The following is a 17992-nucleotide window of genomic DNA, read 5'->3' on the forward strand; positions in this document are numbered from 1 at the left end:
TATCTCTTTTAGGTTATGACATAAATTATAAAATATAACGCTACCTAATTTTTAGGTGGCGTTATATTTTTAATGAATGCTATTGCGACCATGTATAATATTAAGTGAATTCAGGTAAGATACCGCTATCCAGATAATTAAGAAGGTTATTATTATTAAAAATACCCCTATAGAAAATGGCTTCCCATCTGTTTTGAGACTGATTATCGTATTGACGTTTGAATCGACGAATTATTCTTTGCGCGCTTTCGGGGGCTTCGTCCTGACGCTCTAAGGACATTGTGCGCAGCAAGGCCATATACTCATTTCGGCAGAACTCATCAAATCGTTCTAAAAAATCAATCCCATTGATATGGCGTATTAATAAGCTATGGAGCTCATCGTCAACCCCATCATCAGGAACTATCAATGTGAATGTTGGATTAGTGTATGGAGCGGTTATGTTTATACTTAACTGAACTTGCTCAATAGCATCAAAGTAAGGATGTATATAGATCTTGTCTCCATTGGCGTCTAAATAATCTGAGCTTTTTTTTTGTTGACACTCGCTACACATAGGAGTTAAATTTGCGATTATTATAGATAATTCAGGATAAGACGTTTTAGGTAAGTAATGATCTAAGGTTGTAGGTTTCCCTGGCTCACCACAGCACGGACAGAATAATAGGTTATGCTTCCTTCTTAATTTGTCCAGAATAACATAAGGTGATTTATCTTCCTTAGGGGAATATAATCCAATAAGACTTTTTTTTCTTTTTTGTTCGACTCTTATCTGTGCCGGTATAAGTCGATTGTCATTGTTTGTTTTAGCCTCTTCCTCAATTATTGCAGCCTCTGAGATAAAAGATGACAAAACTAAGGGGGAGATTATCTGTGGATCACCATGATGTTCCAAATAGTTTTGCACATGTAGAACCCATGCTTCAGTGAGTGCATTATAGAAATCTCTGAATTTCTCTCTTTCAGAAATTACTGCACGAAGCACTGTAATAGAATCATCCTCTGGTAAAGCTAACTTAGCGACCATGGGATTTCTTTCCTAAGCTCATGATTTTCATTATCATTTCCTCATTAACCTCCTCCCCTAACATTTCGATAAGTCGTTTAGGATCTCCAACTTCCTTTAACTGCATATCGAGCCATTCATCAAAGGGTTTTGAAATTGATTTATCTCCGAAAACATAAGATGAAATACGCTGGACATTACCACCGAATGTTTCAAATGGTGGAGGGACTATTTCTAAACCATTTTCTTCCTCGCGAAATATATGAACGCATTTTGAAGGAACTTCACGCGTGATAGATAAAGAATGAGTGGCCAAAATAGCTTTAGAGCGAAAAGGGGTTAGTACTTTTTTTAATAAACTTATAAATTCTATTTCAAGATTAGGATGTAAAAATAATTCAGGTTCATCGATAACAATCAAACTATTTTCCTTCATAGCGCCAACAACATTAATAGCTATATATACAAATAGTCGTTGTCCGGAACTCAAGCGTACAATATTTCCATCTTTAACGAAGATGACACCATCATTTAGTAATAAAGAATTAATTATTAAATCAATGCGTTCAGCCCATTGCATGATATTAATGGCAGGAAGATATTTTTCATTATTTATTGTAATAACATCATTTCCAAGATAGGATAAATCATCTTGAGATGATAATCGCAGCACACAGTAATCATAGCTGATTGCAGATTTGAGTGCAGAATCAACAGAGTTAAATTTGTTTACTCTATTTTCAATAAATTTGTATTTTTCATCATCAGATATCATTTCAAGTAAAGATTCACTTGAATTTAAAGCTGGCAAGTTGCGACTAATACCAATTTTCCCATCATCTCTCATTTGCCTAAAGCCAAAGTATTGGTATGCCTTTTTGTCCTGTAAGTTATTTTTTTCTAGATCGAGACTAAACTCTTCAAAAGGGCTATAGGAAACAAGAACAAGTTTACTTATATTTGGCCTTTCATCAAACGGTGTATGTTTACTCCTTTCAAGTATACGTGGCTCCCCCATGCCTGTTTGTAACCAATATTCAACCAGTGATTTAAGACAATGAGACTTACCAATTCCGTTCGGACCTATAATTACATTGATATCATAAGGTAATAATGATGATGATTCAAATTTGAACGGAATGCTTTTTACACAACAATCTTTAGATAAAATATTTAATTGAAAATCTCGTATTTCTGCATAAATATCTTGAAATATAAGATAACCATCTTGAAATGCTTTGTTTGCTCCACTTTCTCGAAGCAATGATGTTTTAAACCCATCATGTTCTATGAGTTTATTAGAAACTTCATTGTGGTATACATTTTTGCTAAAACCAGCATCGTGCAGTTCATTAAGAAGAGTAATTGCTTTTTCTTCACCAACTTTAGATATAAGTATTTTATAAAAATCAATATCAGATGGGAGCGCTATGTAATTAATATTAGGTATGGGGAATATACCATCCCATCCGTCCTTACATAATTCATCAAGTTTTATTGCTGTGTTATCTACATCTTCAATTAATAATTTTATAGAAAAATCAAATGATATTAATTGATTGTTAATGTATATCTTTGCATTTAAAGTCGTTTTATAGCTATAATCATCCCAGTTATTACTACTCAGAGACAATACATCTCCAAGTTGTGGTTTGGCTGGAGGTACTTCCCTCCAGTAAAGATTAGGCGTGTAAACAGTTCTCATTATATAAATGCCTTTTTAGACAATGAGTTGAATGATTCCTCTGCTAATTTATTGCTTTTAATAATTTTATTTTTACAAAGCATCGTTTTATTGAACAAAGTACAAAATTTTTGTTGAACATCCAAATCTGGATAAATAATCTCAGTCTCTTCAAACTTACCTTTAGAGATATTAAGCATAGAACCGCTCGTGCCAGTTGCTTGCTTTGTTAATAACTCTCGGACTTTTTCATTTTGTATCAAAAAAATGAAAAACTCTGGTAGTAATAATTCATAATTTAACTTAATCGACCAAAGTTTATCAGGAAGAAAAATGTTATCGTAATCTTGATTAACCATACATATTGCAGCAACCAACTCCCGGGTATTTGCACGACTAAACAGTAAATCACCTTTCTTAGGCATGATAAGTTTTTTTGAAGCAGGAATGTTTTCGCGATCTACTACTTTATTTTCCTCTGGTTTAAATATTCCAGAAGTAACAGAGCTGATTTTTAATACACCAAACTCATCAAATTTACAGGGTTGATTATCTCCTGTTGCACTCCATCCGGAAATAATATCTAACACGCCTTTTTTTATTTTATTCTTTTTCCATCTCTTCGGATTTTCAACAGGATCGCCAAACATCTCCAGGAATGCATTACACAAAAATTCATCAGCTAATTTGATAGCTTGCCCACTTTTTTGGCGTATTCCATCTGCTTTATCGAGGATAGATGAGATGCGTTTTTGTTCAGTAAGCGAGGGGATGGGAATTTCCATCGCAGCCAAATCTTTCGTACTAAGATTTGGTTGCGCTGCCCCCCCAGCGTTTAGGAGTAATTTTTGAAGTGGACTTCCTGAAAATACGTATTTTAAATATTCTGAATTTTCAGGGCGTTTGCCCCGAACAACTGCTACTCGTTGATTTAGATATGCGCCTTCAGCCTCTGAATCAGCAACGGCTATTTTTCCAACAGTTGCGCCAGATAGAGCCATTAAAATATCACCGCTTTTGATTCTAAATTGTTCGCGAACGTTGTTAGCTTTGTAATCAAAGACCATAGCCTTACTAAGATCGATTCGGCCGTTCTTAAGATCACCAATCCGAATAACTATCGCATCTCCTGTACCAAACCATTCGCTTTTAAAAGCAAACCCGGATATAACTTCAGCAATATCGGAAATTTTTCCCATCGGCCAACTCAAAGCATCCCCTCCAGCTCATCCAAGTCCGCCAGAATTTCTTCTTCCAGATGCTTTAACCGCTTCAGTATCACTTTCGGATCTTCATACTCCTCCGTCTGATACACCACTTCTTTATAGCGATTAATGGAGAGATCGTATTTCTGCGCAGTGATATCTTCTTTTGGCACCACAAACGCGGCTTGCGTGCGATCTTTAAAATCAACGTCAACGCCTTTTGGATACTGTTGCTTTAGCAACGAGGAAAATTTCTCGCCCATAAAGTTATCTACCGGCAAACCACGTAAAGCACGATAGTGCTTCCAGCTCGCAAGTAAATGCGGCAGGTCGTTATCCTTTATCGGATTACGTTTGTCATCGAGGCTGTAGCCGTCATTGTGCAGGTCGTAGAACCAGACTTCATCTGTCTGGCCACCTTTAGTAAAGAGCAGGATCGCCGTCGCCACGCCCGCATAAGGTTTGAATACACCGGAAGGCAAGTTGATCACTGCTTCCAGTTGGTTATTTTCCACCAGCGTTTGACGTAGCGACTGGTGTGCCTTACTAGAACCAAACAACACGCCCTGCGGCACGATAGTGGCGCTGCGACCACCCACTTTCAGCATTTGAAGAATACGCGTCAGGAACAGCAGCTCAGTTTTTTTAGTCTTCACCATTCCCGACAGCGAGGCATCAATATCTTCCTCATCCAGTGAACCGGTAAATGGCGGGTTTGCCAGGATCAGGTTAAAGGCGTTTTTGCTGGCTTGCGGGAAGTTGGTGCTAAAACTCTGGCTCATGGTGTCCTGATAGTGAATATCCGGCTCTTCCACACCATGCATAATCAGGTTCATGGCGGCGATACGTAGCATAGTGGTATCGAAGTCGTAACCGTGGAACATACTGTTATCCACATGGTCACGCCACGGCGTCAGTAGATCGCCAGTAAAGATTTTTTGTTCTTCCAGCTCACCGCGTTCGTTGCTGCCAATCTCGGTATGAATGGATTCCAGCGAGCTGTATTTTTCCAGTAGATACTCATAGCTGATCGCCAGAAAACCACCCGTACCACAGGCCGGATCGCAAATCGTCTCACCACGCGCCGGATTTGGCTCCATCATCTCGACCATGGTACGGATGATATGGCGCGGGGTGCGGAACTGGCCGTTGATCCCGGCGGTAGTCAACTTGCTTAACAGGTATTCGTAGAGATCACCTTTGGTGTCACCACGATCCAGCGGCAGGTTTTTAATGACTTCCACCGCTTTGGTCAACAGCGAAGGCTTGACGATCTCTAGTCGGGCATCCTTCATAAAGTTACCCAACAGCGTGGCCTTCGTTTTATCCGCCTGCCCAAGTTGACGGAAGTGTTGGAATACGCCATCGCGCACCACATCCATCATTTCATCTGAACCCAGATTACTGTAGTGGCTGAAACGAAACTCCTGCTGCTCAGGTGCAAAGCGCGGTTTAAAATCAACCCCCGCAATTTGCTTACGCTTTTCGTCCCGTTGTTCCAGGGTATCCAGCATACGGGAATACATCAGGTAGGTGATCTGTTCGATAACGGTCAGCGGGTTGGTGATGCCGCCCACCCAGAAATCTTCCCACAGCCCGTCGATTTTACTTTTTAAGTCACCGGTGATCATCGTTAACTTCTACCTTGTTATAAATACAAAATCCCCGCTGCCGGGGCTTGTCATGAACGCATTATACCGTTGCCGTGTCGGTCACGACACCCAGCTCTTCGACTATCTTTTGCAAGCGGGTGATTTGTGCCACATCCGGGAATACGCCCGCGACGCCTCCTTGGTGAATATGTGTGAAAGGTTGTTCAAAGAGCTGCTTCATCTCGATAGTGCCGTAATCACGGATATGATTTTTCAGCAGCGAGAGGAAACGCAGTTGCGGGCTGGTCAGACTATTATCAGCAGCGAATTGCGCAAAACGTACCTCCACCGCGTCGCTGTCCATCCCGATAATGGTACGTAACAATTTATCTAGGCTGGCGGTTGCCTGAGGGTAGAACTCCTTCAGCGCCCGGATATCGACGTTAGGATTCTGGATCAAAACCAGTTTTGCCAGTTCATCGAGTTCACTTTGCGTTACCGGTTCGCCGTTGCGAATCTTCTTCAGCACCGGGTTTTGCTGGAACAGTGGTTCAAGTGCGCCCTGAACCTGCTGGCGATAAAGTTTGAAATCAATGGAACGAACATTAGTCTTGCGGGTTTCCGTCTGAATCTGGCCTGCATCTTCGGTGATATCCACCTGCAAGGAACTGAATTGTGGCGTTGGATCTTTTTCCATCAGGTGCATTATGCCGCGCAGGTGAATGCGAATATCTTCCAGCTCTTCCAGACTGGCCTGCTTCCACCAGCTTAAATCATGGAGCTGATTAATCCGCTGACCCTGCTGCTGTACCTGCGCCAAATGTGGCGGTAAGCGCTCTATTTTTTCCACGATTTCCGGCCAAAGTACGTCTAGCTCTTCCGGGTTGGTATATCGAGCGGTTTGCGCCGCAAGGATGTCCATATCAAAGCGCATGGCGTCGCTTTGTCCGCGTACATCCAGCCATTGCATTAACGGTGCCAGAATAGAAAGCAGATCCTGCTGTGTTTTTGGTGAAAGCTGACGCAGCAATTTTTCATCGCTGTACTGCGCTTTTTGTTGCCATTTTTCCTGCACAGCAATCGACTTTTCATCCAACGCATTGATCTGTTCACGAAGTTGATGAGCTACCAAATCTACAGCTTGTTTGTCGAACTTACGCTGCGCTACTGCTCCCAAAATTACCCATGCCTCGAAGCGTTTTTGCGCCAGCGATTTCGTTGGTTTAACTTCGGCCTCTTCGGTATGAAGTTCGTGATACTCGAAATTGCCCCAATGATCGAAGATGCGAAATTTCTGTTTGTCTAGCGGTTTGCCGTTCTCATCGTTGCCGTACAGCCCCGAGCAGAGGCGCGTACCACGGCCAATCATCTGCCAGAACTTCACTTTCGATTTGACCGGTTTGGCAAAGACCAGATTCACAATTTCCGGGACATCAATACCGGTATCAAGCATATCGACGGAGATGGCAATGGTCAGCTCTTTATTGGTGCTTTCATCCAGCCCTTTAAAATCATCGATAAGCTGTTCTGCACGAGGATCGTAGTTATCGATAACCTGACAGAAGCGCCCGGCAAACTGCGGATACATTTCGTCAAATAGCTTATTCAGCAGCAACGCGTGTTTGTGGTTACGGGCGAAAATAATCGTCTTACCGGGAAGTTGCCCATCCACATCTTTCAGGCCATTTTCCATCAGATTACGCAGAATATGGCGGTTGGTGTCCTTATTGTAGATCGCGTCATCCAGCGACTTGCCTTCAAATTCCAGTGTATTGGGATCAATACCCTGTTCCTCCAGTTCACGGATTTGCGTATCGCTTAACTTCTCCCGTTTAATTCCTTCGCGCAGGAATTCCGTGGTGTGCGTGACGACTTCATAAGGCACCAAGTTATTGTCGGCAATGGCATCTTCCAGGCTGTAGTTCGCGGTAGGAATACGTCCCTCACAGCCGAACAGGCCGAAAGTGGTTTTGCTGACCATATCGATAGGCGTTGCTGTCAGGCCGATTTGGAGCGCATCAAAGTACTTAAACACATCGCCATAGACGTTATAGATAGAACGATGGGATTCGTCGGCAATGATCAGATCGAAATAGCCTACATCGAAATGATCCATAATTTTCATCATGCCGGGATACGTAGCGATGTAGATCCTTGCATTCTGCCTATCTTCTTTCTTCGACTTGCCAACTACATACAGCGGCTCGTTGGTAAACTGATTGAAGGCATTTGCTGCCTGTTTGCGTAACTCTCTACGATCACAAAGGAACAGGACTCGTTTTACCCAGCGGGCATCAATCATTAGCTTGCTAAGTGCAATCGCCACTCGGGTTTTACCAGTACCGGTGGCCTGAACAATCAATGACTGACGATATTTGTTGGTAAAACGTTCACTGACGCGGGCAATGGTTTCAAGCTGGTATAGGCGGCCTGCAACTGCCTTACCTTCGTTGTCTTTAACGTGCGTTATGCTGTTTAATGGTAAACGTGTTTCACGCTGTTGGATAAGATATTGCAGGCTTTCCTTGCCATAGAAACCAAATATCCGACGCGGTGGGTATCCATGGGTTTTATTGTCATCCCAAAGCCAGATATCGTAACCATTGGTGTAGAAGATAACGGGGCGCTGTCCGTATTCTTTCTCCAGCCAGTCTGCATATAGCCGGGCTTGAATTCGACCTTGTTCGGCGCTCACACTGGCTTTTTTAGCTTCCACAACTGCCAGTGGTTTGTGTGCTTCATCCCACAATACATAGTCAGCATAGCCATCACCGGTTGAAGTGGGCTGCTCTTTAACTAGATGTTCCTGAGTGACCTGATCGGTATTCTTAAGTTCATCCCCAACGTCCCAGTCAGCAGCAAGTAGTCTGGAGTCGATCAGACGACGGCGGGTTTCTGCTTCATCGATGGAGAGGATATCGGCAACGTGCTGGTTGCGGGTTCTGGCTTCATTCAAACGCTGAGTGAGGATCTCAGCCTTTTCCTGCTCCTGCTGTAAGGCGCGTTGTAACGCCAACTCACGCTCACGGCTTTCATCCTGTGCCTTGATTGCATCTTTCAGATGTTTTTCATCTGCACGACTTGGAGATTGAGTCAGCGGAGGAAGAGAAAATTTAGGACTGTGATCAACGTTGCCATTTGCATAACGGACATACAGCCAAACCCCTAATAGGTATGCTTCTTTGAGCAACCAGTAAGTATCTTTGGCTTTAATACGCCCACCATGCGCAGCACGGTTACCATGGATACGCAGTGCATCCATCTTCATGACGATCGCTTCCGGCATCATGCTGGCAAACACATCGGCGTTCATCAGGTCGTACAGATTTGCCTTGAAACCTTCCGGTAAACGCTCCTGACGATACAACCAGCGGATCATCAATTCGGTGTAGTTGCGTAGCTTCACAAGACAGCTTTCAGGATCGGAATGAATATATCGTTCAGCCATACATCCGAGTTCAGCTAGCTCTGGCCACTGGCTACGCAACATTTCAAAATTGAGAGACTGCTCCATCAATCATCGCCTTATATCGTGGATACAACAGGATTTCTGGAAAGAATATCACACTAATAAGCTGACGAAGTGAGCCTGATGACATATAGCAGTAATGTGTTTACTGACGTAGATGCTCTAAGTAGAGCAAGCATCTATTCTTTACTCTCGATTATCGTAATTCTTTATAATGGTCTTAAAATGGCTTTTTTAAGACGGTAACGGTTCAGGAGTATTTCACCATTATGACCACTCTCGTTTTTTCCTATTCCCATGTAGATGAAGCATTACGTAATGAGCTCGAGAAACATCTTTCACCCCTTAAGCGGATGGGGAAGATCATTACATGGCATGATCGACGCATTGTTCCTGGGCAAGAGTTTGAACGTCAGATTGACCACTATTTTTCGCAAGCAGATATCATCCTGCTGTTAATTAGCAGCGATTTCATTGCTTCTGATTATTGCTATCAAATAGAGATGACCAATGCGCTAGAGCGACATAAACGGGGTGAAGCAGTGGTCATTCCGGTGATCTTAAGAGAATGCGCTTGGCACCAGTTACCTTTCGGCAGCATTATGGCGGCGACAATCGACGGTAAGCCCATCACCAAATTTGCCAGCCACGATGAAGGTTATGTTCAGGTCTTTGATGCCGTCTCTCGCGCTATTGCCAGTATGGAAGCCAAAAAACCACAACAGAATGTGAATGTCCCTTCTCCCACTTCGGGGAATGCGGTGTATCAGGCAACAGAGACAGTTTTTACTCCACGTTCAAGCAATCTTTCTCTACCAAAGACCTTCACCGATCTTGATAAAGATCGAGCCCGACGAGAAGGTTTTGAGTATGTCGCCCGTTATTTTGAGAACTCGTTGGATGAACTCAAGAAACGTCATGCTGGGTTAGACGTCGATTTCCATCGACTTGATGCGAATTCCTTCACTTGCGCGGTGTATATCAACGGTAGCAAGGTTGGTCAATGTGGCATCTGGCGTGGCAATCAACACCATGGAATGGGAGATATCTGTTATAGCCAAGAAAGTGCTGTCCGAAATAGCTATAACGAATGTCTGACCCTTATTGATAACGGCCAAACTCTAGGGTTTCGTGCTCTAATGGGGGGCTTTAGTGGTGGCGCCTCAAGGGAGGCATTGTTGACGAACGAAGGAGTGTCAGAACATCTGTGGGGAATGTTCTTTGGAGTAATTAAACAGCGTATGTCTCGGTGATTCACAACGGTTAAATCGCTTATCTAGTCTGATTTGACCGTTGTCTATCTAGTAAATGACGACAAGGATTTTGAAATGTTGCAACTTAATCTTGCCAAGGTGTTCCTGCTTGGGGACGACAGCAATGGATATGTCCGTTATGAAATATTCTCAAAAGAAGGAGAGCGCCCAGACTATCCAGAAAAAATTGTAGTTTATCGTGAGAAGGTATTGGAGACGAACGGCGATAAGTATTGGGCCAAAACTGATGAAATTATCAGTCTGGACCATCTCGGATTCCAAGAAGGTGGATTTCAAATGGCAATCACTTACCACATGCGTCCTTCGCGGGATATGTTTTCGGCAATAGATGAATGCAAAAAACATTATCGTAGGGCCTGCTAACCAATGAGTAAAAAACATCATTTACAATGCTTTCGTTCTGGCGGTTAGGAAATACACATAAAGCTTCAACACTTAAACACTTGGCTCTGGTGCCATTCAACAAACTGCTCTGCAGGCCAGAAAACTTTGTCCTGTGGTAAAAAGAGTTTTTGTCCGTCACGCTGCCAGAAAAGCTGATCCACCACCGGGCTTCGGTTTACGCCACCGGAAATACGGATGGTCATGTGCTCATCTATTCCTATCGCTCCCATATCAAAGGCGGAATGGTGCAGAGAACAAAGGGCCAGTCCATTATTCACTTCGCACGGCCCGCCATATTGCTTCCAGCGAATATGTGCCGCTTCCAGTCCTACGAGTGCACCATCCAGTCGCAAGTCGTAGCCGCAGATAGCGCAGCGTGAGTGATAGGCCCGTAAAACAATCTCCCTGAAACGCGGATCGCGTGCTTTCATCAGCCTAGTAAAATCAAATCCAAGACGGTCTGCGAGAAGTATCTGAAGGCTTTCCGGGAAACGCTCAGTCATGATCTGCAGCGCCAGTTTATTGATCATTTCTGGTGCTTCACGAAGGGTCTGGAAGCTGCTTTCGTCAAAACCACCAGTCACATGATTCTCAATTAACTCACGTTTTGTCGGCTGGATATTGCCCTTGCGGGGATTACAACCTTCGGTATTTTCCAGCGTCCAGAATCCGTCAGTCCTCAACCGCCAGAAAGGCATATTTGGATAGTAGTCGCGCCGCTTAGGCCCGAAGTCAGCCAGCAATTTTGTCAGCGGTTCGTGGATCTCTTGCCCATAGTCGAAGAGTCGGGAATGACCGTTCAGATATTGCGACAGAACATAAAGCAGTAGCAGGGGTTTATGTGGTGCGCACTGGTCGCCCTTGCGCCAGACAGCCACATTAGAAATTGCAGTTTGCAGTGCTTTACGTGATGTCATAACCGAGGGTTAACAGATTGAAGTTCTTGCGATCATGCTCGCAAAGAATATGTAATTCAACGGTTGTTCAGTAAAAACTATTCGAGGTGATACCGATCATAGTTCCTGAGTTCAGTGAAGGTAGACTGTTGCGATTACAGAGGAGTTACTTAACAAAACATCAGCGTTGCAAGTGCTGATGAGGATTAAAAGGCATGTCCAAAACCAGTCGTCCCCAAATGATTATCAATGTGTTGCAGGCTAATCCTGGCGAGCAGTTCACTGCTCGCAAACTGGTGCAAAAAATCATCGAAACTTATAAAAATGAGCTGACTGAAAAACGCGACAATACGCGCTTTGCCAGTGATGAGGATTTTCTGAATCAGATCACTGCGGAAGCCTAATCGTAAAAGCTAAAGCTATGTGCACGCAAGTGATGACAAGGGATAAGCCGAGACCTCGATTGTACTACTGGGGTGAGGATCTTGTTGAGACGACTCAAATCATGTCACTTTCTGAGATGACTCCAGTGCCTTCAGTTGAAACAATTAATTTCACTGAACATGCTCTTTATCCGTTACTGATTGAGTATCTGTCTGAAGAAGAAGAGTTACTTTGTCGCCGTATCGACGAAAAGCGTTCGAGCAATAACAAAGGATTGGGAGCAAATCACTGGCTTTATCCCGATATTGTTGCGCTGCAGCATCTGGATAAAGGCTGGGATACAGTTGTACAAAACTGTGTTCGCCATAGTGAAGGTCGTTTGACCCGGCTGTGGTCATTGAGGTAAAACGCCAGCTTAACCGGAGTAACGTGCGTGAGTGTTTCTTTCAGGCGGTGAGCAATTCAAGCTGGGCGCATTTTGGCTATCTCGTTGCTACAGAGATTAATGAAGATAAGCAGCGTGGAGTTGAACGGGAACTCCAGATGCTTTGCGCGCTGCATGGTATTGGTGTGATCCTGCTGAACCCTCAAAATCCGGGGAACAATCAGACGCTGATCCCGGCACGTGAACGGACTAGCATCGACTGGCAATCAGTTAACCGACTAGTGGAAGAGAACACTGATTTTAAAGAGTTTATCGATCTTGTTGCTGAGTATCACCAGACCGGGAAAGTGCATAGAGCGTTGTGGAACAAATAAGTAGAACGGTGCAATCACAAATTAATAGGATCGCGAGTTCGTTGTAACAAAGGCTTAGGGGCTGGGAAAGCATGTCGGATCTAGTGAGCGTTGAGAATGCTATTTTTATTCTGTTGAAGAAAAAATCAACCAACACACAGCAACCACTACCAAAATATTCAATATGACACTGATGGCGAAGTAGGTTTTAAACGGCTGTTTTTGCGTCTTATGGCGGAGGACATGCTGCCCGACAATCGCTCCAGGCCATCCACCCACAAGTCCGAACATCAGCAAAGTAGACTCAGGTACCCTGCGCCAGGCTTGCGGGCAGCCATTTTGTCTACACCATAAACCACCAGCGTCAGTGCATTGGTGAGCAGGATCCACATGACAAAAGGGCGTGACGTAAATATGCTGCCCATCGCCGCTAAGGCCAGGATCAAGTAACAGAAGCGATTGAGGTTCATACAGTTAGCCACAGCAATTATCCAGGAAAGTTTAAGCCGGACTATACCCAGGTCAGAGGCTGGTGGCGTCATTAATCTTTAGCCTTCTCGGTGCTGTAAAGCCCGAAGCAACAGATTTCACGCTATCGCACGCCGTGGTAATCCGTGTCGCATTGCACGCACTGCCAGCAACGTATATTGACGCGGGGATCTCCCTCAGCGATGCGGTGAACTTTCTGGTGGAGAAGTATGAACTGGTGCGCACTGACCAGCCTGGTTTCACCATAATGGAGCAATCATCGTTTATCACCCCAATCGATATTCTCCGTGCCAGACAAGCCACTGGTCTGATGAAGCGCAGGGGTTATAAAGCTGTGAGTGATATTACCCGTGGCAAAGTGAGCCGGATGGAGCGACACCATTGAAAATATCAATGAATGTTGAAGCCGATGGCATTAATGTCCTGGCACTCAATATGGGCAAAATCGCCGTCGAAGTTGACGGGGTTGAAATTGATGAGCTGATTGATGTGGTCAACGACAATGGTTACACACTTCGCATTGCCAGTACTCCTGGTGAAATCATTGTTGATGATCCTCTGCCAGTGACCGCCAGAGCTAACGGTATTCAGTGCAGTACCGCCCATATCACCGACGAAGATAATGCGTTGCTGCACACACTTTCCCAGCAATATCAGGATTATGGTGATGCAGAATGGGTCCATTACACGGGCTCTGGTTATCTGATACGCCTCGATGCCTGGGCATTCCCGGTGCTGCGCCTGAAATGCTGTGGACTGTCGAAAGCCTGCCGTAAGTTGCTTGTGACGCTGATACGTCGCTATGCCATCAGCACAATTCACTTTGACTCCTTTAGCGACATTCTTCCCGGCTTTACCACCTTCGATTGGTAGTTCGCGCTCATTCTAAACTGACGCAAAAACCAGACTCGTCCAGATACGGCTGTCTTCTTGCAGGCGAAAATCGACAACGCAAGCAACGATATCTTCACTCAAAACACATAACCTGCATAAGCGCCAGCCCTCATACGGCTGGCGTTTTGCATTGATATAAAGGAAATAATCCATGTCTGAGATACAAGTCAATAACGACCCCGACGTAATAACTGGTCATACCGAAATCATCAGCTCCACCAGTATTGAACGTATCGTGACAGGCCGCAATGCGGCACTGTTACAGATTGAAGAACTCATCCAGCAACTTGCCGACATCTCGACGCTGACCAGTAGTATCGGTGGCAAAACGGCCCGTGACTGGGCAATGCGTCAGGACTTTCGTTGTGGCTGCTGGCTCATGGAAAACGTGAAAGCTGCAATGAGTACCATTACCTGTAATCTTGATCGCAGCATCTGGCGTGACCAGATGCAAAAATCAGGGATGATCTCGTTGATGGACGCTCAGGCGCGTAAGCAATGGGATAATAATCTCGAAGGTGACGATATTCCTGAAATCAGCGAAGCCAACATTCTTAGCACCTTTGAGCAATTGCATAACAGTAAAGCAGATGTGTTTGAACGTGGCATCATCAACGTGTTCAAAGGTTTGTCATGGGATTATAAAACCAACAGCCCATGTTGTTTCGGCAAGAAGATCATCGTCAATAACCTAGTGGATTACAACCGCTGGGGCTTTCGGCTCAACGGGGGATGGCGTCGGGATCAACTGGCAGATCTGGAACGCATGCTGAATCTGCTGGACGGTAAGGCTATCCCGGAAAACCGTCACGATGTCACGGCCAGGCTGGGTGAACATATCAGCCAGCAAAGGACGTCGAACATCTTCGAGGATGAGTATTTTTCAATCCGCTATTTTCAGAAGGGAAGTGCGCATATCACATTCAAGCGCCCAGATCTGATTGAACGAATGAATGACATCATCGCTAAACACCATCCGGGAATGCTAGCCGCAAGATAAGTTAGGTGTCGTATGTTTGCTGTTAAAAATGTCGTATGTTTGCTATGATGAAGAAATAACCAAAGGAGGATAACATGACTACAAAAGCTCGTATTCAGTTACGACTGAAACGCTCAAAGCGTTATGTTTTCACTCGTGACGATTTCAAAGATCTTGCTGGCTACGACCAAATTGGTAGAGCACTGCGTGAACTGGTGAAGGAAGGGCAACTGCTGAAAGTAGGCTATGGCGTCTACACCAAAGCGCGGCAAAATGTGATTACCGGTAAGTTGATGCCTGCGGCTCCCGGAGGTTCGGCTGCGGTAGTGATTGAGGCGTTGGAACGTCTTAAAGTGGATTACCGCTTGGTTGGAGCAACAAGCGCCTATAATAGCGGTAAATCCACTCAGATCCCCGCTTCACTGGAAATCAAAACCTCACCACGTTTTAAGAGAACATTGTCAGTAGGGAGCAGCAAACTAAATGGATGATTTAACAAAGCTATTCCCAGATGTTGCTGATGCTCTGGGCATTGAATCTGTTTCAATTGTAGAAAAAGATTATTACATCGTTGAGTTATTACGATTGCTCCAGCCTCTGGACTTTGACACGCATCAGCTGGTTTTTGCTGGTGGAACAGCATTGTCAAAAGCGGGTATATCTTTGAACAGGATGTCGGAAGACGTGGACATTAAGCTTGTCCCCGTCGCCGGTTTTACCCAGCAATATTCCAGAGGCCAGCGTAAAGACATTCGTAAGGGTATTATTCGGACCATTATCGAAACGATTACAGCTTCAGGTACGTTTCGCATGGATGAAGGGTATCCAAAGGTTACTCGTGATGAATATCGCTATAATGAAATTTCGGTGCGCTACCCACAGAAATATGCACAAGCTCCTTGCTTAAGGCCATTTATCAAACTGGAATTAATGGAAACGGATTTGCTTGAGGCTGCGGAAAACCGTCCTATTAGCTCACTGATAATGGATCTAACAAAGAAAGGTGAAGTAGTGAGGGCTTTTCCCTGCGCAACTATCGCCAGCACGCAGGCTGAAAAGCTGATCTCGATGATGCGCAGAACGGCTGCAAGCATGCGTAATGTGGAACGTGCAGTGGATGAATCACTGGTACGTCATATCTACGATAATTTTTGTATCGTTAGAGAAAAAGGTGCTGATGTTCTTGTTTTAAAGCACTTCGTTCAGGAATGCATTGAGCAGGATATTGAACGTTACGGTGCCCAGTATCCTGAGTTCTGTGAATCACCTATTGGAGAACTTAAAATGGGGCTGGAAGAACTCATGAATAATCCTGTTTATAAGGAACGCTATCTGCAGTTCGTCACACCAATGGTATTCGGTGAAATCCACGTTTCATGGGAAGAGGCCTATGCTTGTTTTCGCAAAACTACATTGGATGTGATTGATGCATAGCACGAGAGATACGCCCGATGGCGGGCATCTTCCTTGGTAACTCTTGCCCCGATTCGAGTCCCAAAATCAACGATTTAAAGTGTTGGTATCAATGTTGGTACATTAATTAAAAGTTATTATTAATTGTTTTTAAATCAAAGGATTAATCATCATGTGCAAGTCCAGCCTTCGCACCATCAGTATGAAAATCAAGTCACCTTAGGGGGCTTTTTTTATGTCTGGAATTCAGTCGCCGCAAGGCTTAGCCCCGTTTTTCAGTTAACCGACGTCAATCTGAGTTACCCCACATCAACATGCTGGTGAGTATAGAAGCGAGCATACCCAGATCACCGCTGTTTGATACCAATATCCTGATTGATTACCTCAACGGTATTGCGCAGGCAAAAGACACCCTTGAAAAATTTAGCCAGAGCAAGAAACCCGGACTCGCCAGTTTTTAGTGCAGTTTTTGTTACTGCCGGTGACCGATGAAGTATCTGAACGCGCGGTTATCATACGTCATGAATCTAAGATAAAATTGCCGGATGCGATCATCTGGGCGACGGCTCAGGTAAACTCCAGAACACTGATTTCGCGCAATCCAAAAGACTTTGGTCCCGAGTCTGGAGTGATCCTGCCGTATCGGCTTTAAGCTGGTTAAAAAGGTAATCCCCCCCACATGCATCAGTAGAATTTTCTCCTAACCTGAATACAGGGGAATTTCTATGAAACGATCACCTTTTACCGTTAGCCAAATCAGGGTTATGGGCTGCCGTCAGTACCTTCACCCTGGAGCTACCAGCAGCGCCTCCTTTATATAGCATCACTCCAGCAAGCAGCTTCTTCAGCCAGGCGTTCTCCCCGCAAGCAATGTCCAACCGCTTAACGTCAAACGCCGCCATACCGCCGTACTGCATACACCAGGCATAAAACATGGCGGCGAAGATGGCATGCTTACGCCTTCGCGCCGGTTACCGATGATCTGTTGGTCGGGAAAATGCTTCCTTATATAAAGGTGTGCTTACGTTGCTTATAAAGGTATTGCGTATATAGAGGTGCACTAATCAGCGGAAAGCTGGGCAGTAGCGATGCTATGCGTACATTTATCCGCTGCGTTGGCTTACTTGAAGGGGGATTTTACGTTAAATGAGTTCGCCTGGCGGGGATGGCAGCAGTAAATACTGGCACCTTTGTGGATAACTCTGTGCGTAAAAGGGTATAAAGCGGGGTATTGCTGTGTAATGCAGCAGTCAGTGAAATTAGTGCAAATTAAGGGTTGCGGCCTTCTGAGAACTCCCTATAATGCGCCTCCACTGACCGGGAACAACGTGAACAACTTCACTGAGTTACCGAGACGGAAAGAATAAAAAAATGATGATGACCGCGAAATTAACGGTTGACATCAAAAGAGGAAAGCGTAAGATACGCCACCTCGAGCTAGCGCCACGGCGGCTAACTCACTGCTCTTTAACAATTTATCAGACAATCTGTGTGGGCACTCACAAGACGATATCAGCCACTTCGGTGGCAAAAAATATCAAGTCTTAGAGTGACCAAGCAGTAATTCATTATGAATGATGTGAAG

General features: G+C 44.5%; 18 protein-coding genes and 1 pseudogene. 12 read left to right on the top strand and 7 right to left on the bottom strand.

The window, feature by feature from the left end; all coding sequences use genetic code 11:
• Positions 1 to 100 precede the first annotated feature (100 nt).
• The 5 genes from GW590_RS17645 to GW590_RS17665 form a co-directional block, all read right to left on the bottom strand.
• Entirely contained in the window at positions 101 to 1027 is a 927-nt protein-coding gene (locus GW590_RS17645; protein WP_169404387.1) for an HNH endonuclease, read from the bottom strand.
• Complete coding sequence (locus GW590_RS17650; protein ID WP_169404388.1) at positions 1017 to 2711, bottom strand: AAA family ATPase; 1695 nt, start codon at positions 2709 to 2711, stop codon at positions 1017 to 1019. The genes GW590_RS17645 and GW590_RS17650 overlap by 11 nt, the downstream gene beginning before the upstream one ends.
• Positions 2711 to 3901 carry a restriction endonuclease subunit S gene (locus GW590_RS17655; RefSeq protein WP_235955976.1) on the bottom strand — a complete coding sequence of 397 codons (1191 nt, stop codon included), beginning with the start codon at positions 3899 to 3901 and terminating at the stop codon, positions 2711 to 2713. Before GW590_RS17655 ends, GW590_RS17650 begins: the two co-directional genes overlap by 1 nt.
• Positions 3898 to 5526 (bottom strand): type I restriction-modification system subunit M, encoded by a 1629-nt coding sequence (locus GW590_RS17660; protein WP_169404389.1) that lies wholly within the window; start codon positions 5524 to 5526, stop codon positions 3898 to 3900. Before GW590_RS17660 ends, GW590_RS17655 begins: the two co-directional genes overlap by 4 nt.
• 61 nt (positions 5527 to 5587) lie before the next feature.
• Positions 5588 to 9001 carry a DEAD/DEAH box helicase family protein gene (locus GW590_RS17665; protein ID WP_169404390.1) on the bottom strand — a complete coding sequence of 1138 codons (3414 nt, stop codon included), beginning with the start codon at positions 8999 to 9001 and terminating at the stop codon, positions 5588 to 5590.
• 224 nt (positions 9002 to 9225) lie between these two features.
• On the opposite strand from GW590_RS17665, the gene GW590_RS17670 reads away from it, so the two are divergent.
• Complete coding sequence (locus tag GW590_RS17670) at positions 9226 to 10209, top strand: toll/interleukin-1 receptor domain-containing protein (RefSeq protein WP_169404391.1); 984 nt, start codon at positions 9226 to 9228, stop codon at positions 10207 to 10209.
• 75 nt (positions 10210 to 10284) lie between these two features.
• The gene (locus tag GW590_RS17675; RefSeq protein ID WP_169404392.1) at positions 10285 to 10593 is read left to right on the top strand and encodes a hypothetical protein; all 309 of its coding nucleotides are present in this window, start codon (positions 10285 to 10287) and stop codon (positions 10591 to 10593) included.
• A gap of 65 nt (positions 10594 to 10658) precedes the next feature.
• Here GW590_RS17675 and GW590_RS17680 read toward each other — a convergent pair whose 3' ends face one another.
• Complete coding sequence (locus GW590_RS17680) at positions 10659 to 11531, bottom strand: phosphorothioated DNA-binding restriction endonuclease (RefSeq protein ID WP_169404393.1); 873 nt, start codon at positions 11529 to 11531, stop codon at positions 10659 to 10661.
• Between the two features lie 194 nt (positions 11532 to 11725).
• Here GW590_RS17680 and GW590_RS24405 point away from each other — a divergent pair, with 194 nt between their 5' ends.
• The 3 genes from GW590_RS24405 to GW590_RS24415 all read left to right on the top strand — a co-directional run bounded on the left by GW590_RS24405 (position 11726) and on the right by GW590_RS24415 (position 12653).
• The gene (locus tag GW590_RS24405) at positions 11726 to 11914 is read left to right on the top strand and encodes a hypothetical protein (RefSeq protein WP_235955977.1); all 189 of its coding nucleotides are present in this window, start codon (positions 11726 to 11728) and stop codon (positions 11912 to 11914) included.
• Between the two features lie 101 nt (positions 11915 to 12015).
• On the top strand, positions 12016 to 12300 hold the full coding sequence (locus GW590_RS24410) for a hypothetical protein (RefSeq protein ID WP_235955978.1): 285 nt from the start codon (positions 12016 to 12018) through the stop codon (positions 12298 to 12300).
• A gap of 23 nt (positions 12301 to 12323) precedes the next feature.
• Positions 12324 to 12653, top strand: coding sequence for a hypothetical protein (locus GW590_RS24415; protein ID WP_235955979.1), 330 nt, complete (start codon positions 12324 to 12326; stop codon positions 12651 to 12653).
• A 105-nt stretch (positions 12654 to 12758) separates the two neighbouring features.
• Here GW590_RS24415 and GW590_RS17690 read toward each other — a convergent pair.
• Positions 12759 to 13102: pseudogene (locus GW590_RS17690) on the bottom strand (DUF1294 domain-containing protein).
• Positions 13103 to 13164: 62 nt separating this feature from the next.
• Between GW590_RS17690 and GW590_RS17695 the strand changes: the two are divergent.
• The 7 genes from GW590_RS17695 to GW590_RS24640 all read left to right on the top strand — a co-directional run bounded on the left by GW590_RS17695 (position 13165) and on the right by GW590_RS24640 (position 17059).
• On the top strand, positions 13165 to 13506 hold the full coding sequence (locus tag GW590_RS17695) for a TA system toxin CbtA family protein (RefSeq protein WP_328803083.1): 342 nt from the start codon (positions 13165 to 13167) through the stop codon (positions 13504 to 13506).
• On the top strand, positions 13503 to 13994 hold the full coding sequence (locus GW590_RS17700; RefSeq protein ID WP_169404394.1) for a DUF5983 family protein: 492 nt from the start codon (positions 13503 to 13505) through the stop codon (positions 13992 to 13994). Before GW590_RS17695 ends, GW590_RS17700 begins: the two co-directional genes overlap by 4 nt.
• 172 nt (positions 13995 to 14166) lie before the next feature.
• A complete protein-coding gene (locus tag GW590_RS17705; RefSeq protein ID WP_169404395.1) occupies positions 14167 to 15015 on the top strand; it encodes a DUF4942 domain-containing protein in 849 nt (282 codons plus the stop codon).
• 74 nt (positions 15016 to 15089) lie between these two features.
• Positions 15090 to 15485: a DUF6088 family protein gene (locus GW590_RS17710; protein WP_038245317.1), complete on the top strand. Its 396-nt coding sequence runs from the start codon at positions 15090 to 15092 to the stop codon at positions 15483 to 15485.
• Positions 15478 to 16428: a nucleotidyl transferase AbiEii/AbiGii toxin family protein gene (locus GW590_RS17715; RefSeq protein ID WP_169404396.1), complete on the top strand. Its 951-nt coding sequence runs from the start codon at positions 15478 to 15480 to the stop codon at positions 16426 to 16428. Before GW590_RS17710 ends, GW590_RS17715 begins: the two co-directional genes overlap by 8 nt.
• A 299-nt stretch (positions 16429 to 16727) precedes the next feature.
• Positions 16728 to 16868 (top strand): PIN domain-containing protein, encoded by a 141-nt coding sequence (locus GW590_RS24635; RefSeq protein ID WP_408014947.1) that lies wholly within the window; start codon positions 16728 to 16730, stop codon positions 16866 to 16868.
• A 20-nt stretch (positions 16869 to 16888) separates the two neighbouring features.
• Positions 16889 to 17059, top strand: a complete 171-nt coding sequence (locus GW590_RS24640) for a PIN domain-containing protein (RefSeq protein WP_408014948.1) — start codon at positions 16889 to 16891, stop codon at positions 17057 to 17059.
• The last annotated feature ends 933 nt before the right edge of the window (positions 17060 to 17992 follow it).

The sequence above is a fragment of the Rouxiella aceris genome (assembly GCF_012933545.1).
In the GTDB taxonomy this organism is placed as follows: Bacteria; Pseudomonadota; Gammaproteobacteria; order Enterobacterales; family Enterobacteriaceae; genus Rouxiella; species Rouxiella aceris.

Coding starts and splice junctions, on each gene's coding strand:
- GW590_RS17645 (WP_169404387.1), bottom strand. CDS start 1,027: ATGGTCGCTAAGTTAGCTTTACCAGAGGATGATTCTATTACAGTGCTT.
- GW590_RS17650 (WP_169404388.1), bottom strand. CDS start 2,711: ATGAGAACTGTTTACACGCCTAATCTTTACTGGAGGGAAGTACCTCCA.
- GW590_RS17660 (WP_169404389.1), bottom strand. CDS start 5,526: ATGATCACCGGTGACTTAAAAAGTAAAATCGACGGGCTGTGGGAAGAT.
- GW590_RS17665 (WP_169404390.1), bottom strand. CDS start 9,001: ATGGAGCAGTCTCTCAATTTTGAAATGTTGCGTAGCCAGTGGCCAGAG.
- GW590_RS17670 (WP_169404391.1), top strand. CDS start 9,226: ATGACCACTCTCGTTTTTTCCTATTCCCATGTAGATGAAGCATTACGT.
- GW590_RS17675 (WP_169404392.1), top strand. CDS start 10,285: ATGTTGCAACTTAATCTTGCCAAGGTGTTCCTGCTTGGGGACGACAGC.
- GW590_RS17680 (WP_169404393.1), bottom strand. CDS start 11,531: ATGACATCACGTAAAGCACTGCAAACTGCAATTTCTAATGTGGCTGTC.
- GW590_RS24405 (WP_235955977.1), top strand. CDS start 11,726: ATGTCCAAAACCAGTCGTCCCCAAATGATTATCAATGTGTTGCAGGCT.
- GW590_RS24410 (WP_235955978.1), top strand. CDS start 12,016: ATGTCACTTTCTGAGATGACTCCAGTGCCTTCAGTTGAAACAATTAAT.
- GW590_RS17705 (WP_169404395.1), top strand. CDS start 14,167: ATGTCTGAGATACAAGTCAATAACGACCCCGACGTAATAACTGGTCAT.
- GW590_RS17710 (WP_038245317.1), top strand. CDS start 15,090: ATGACTACAAAAGCTCGTATTCAGTTACGACTGAAACGCTCAAAGCGT.
- GW590_RS17715 (WP_169404396.1), top strand. CDS start 15,478: ATGGATGATTTAACAAAGCTATTCCCAGATGTTGCTGATGCTCTGGGC.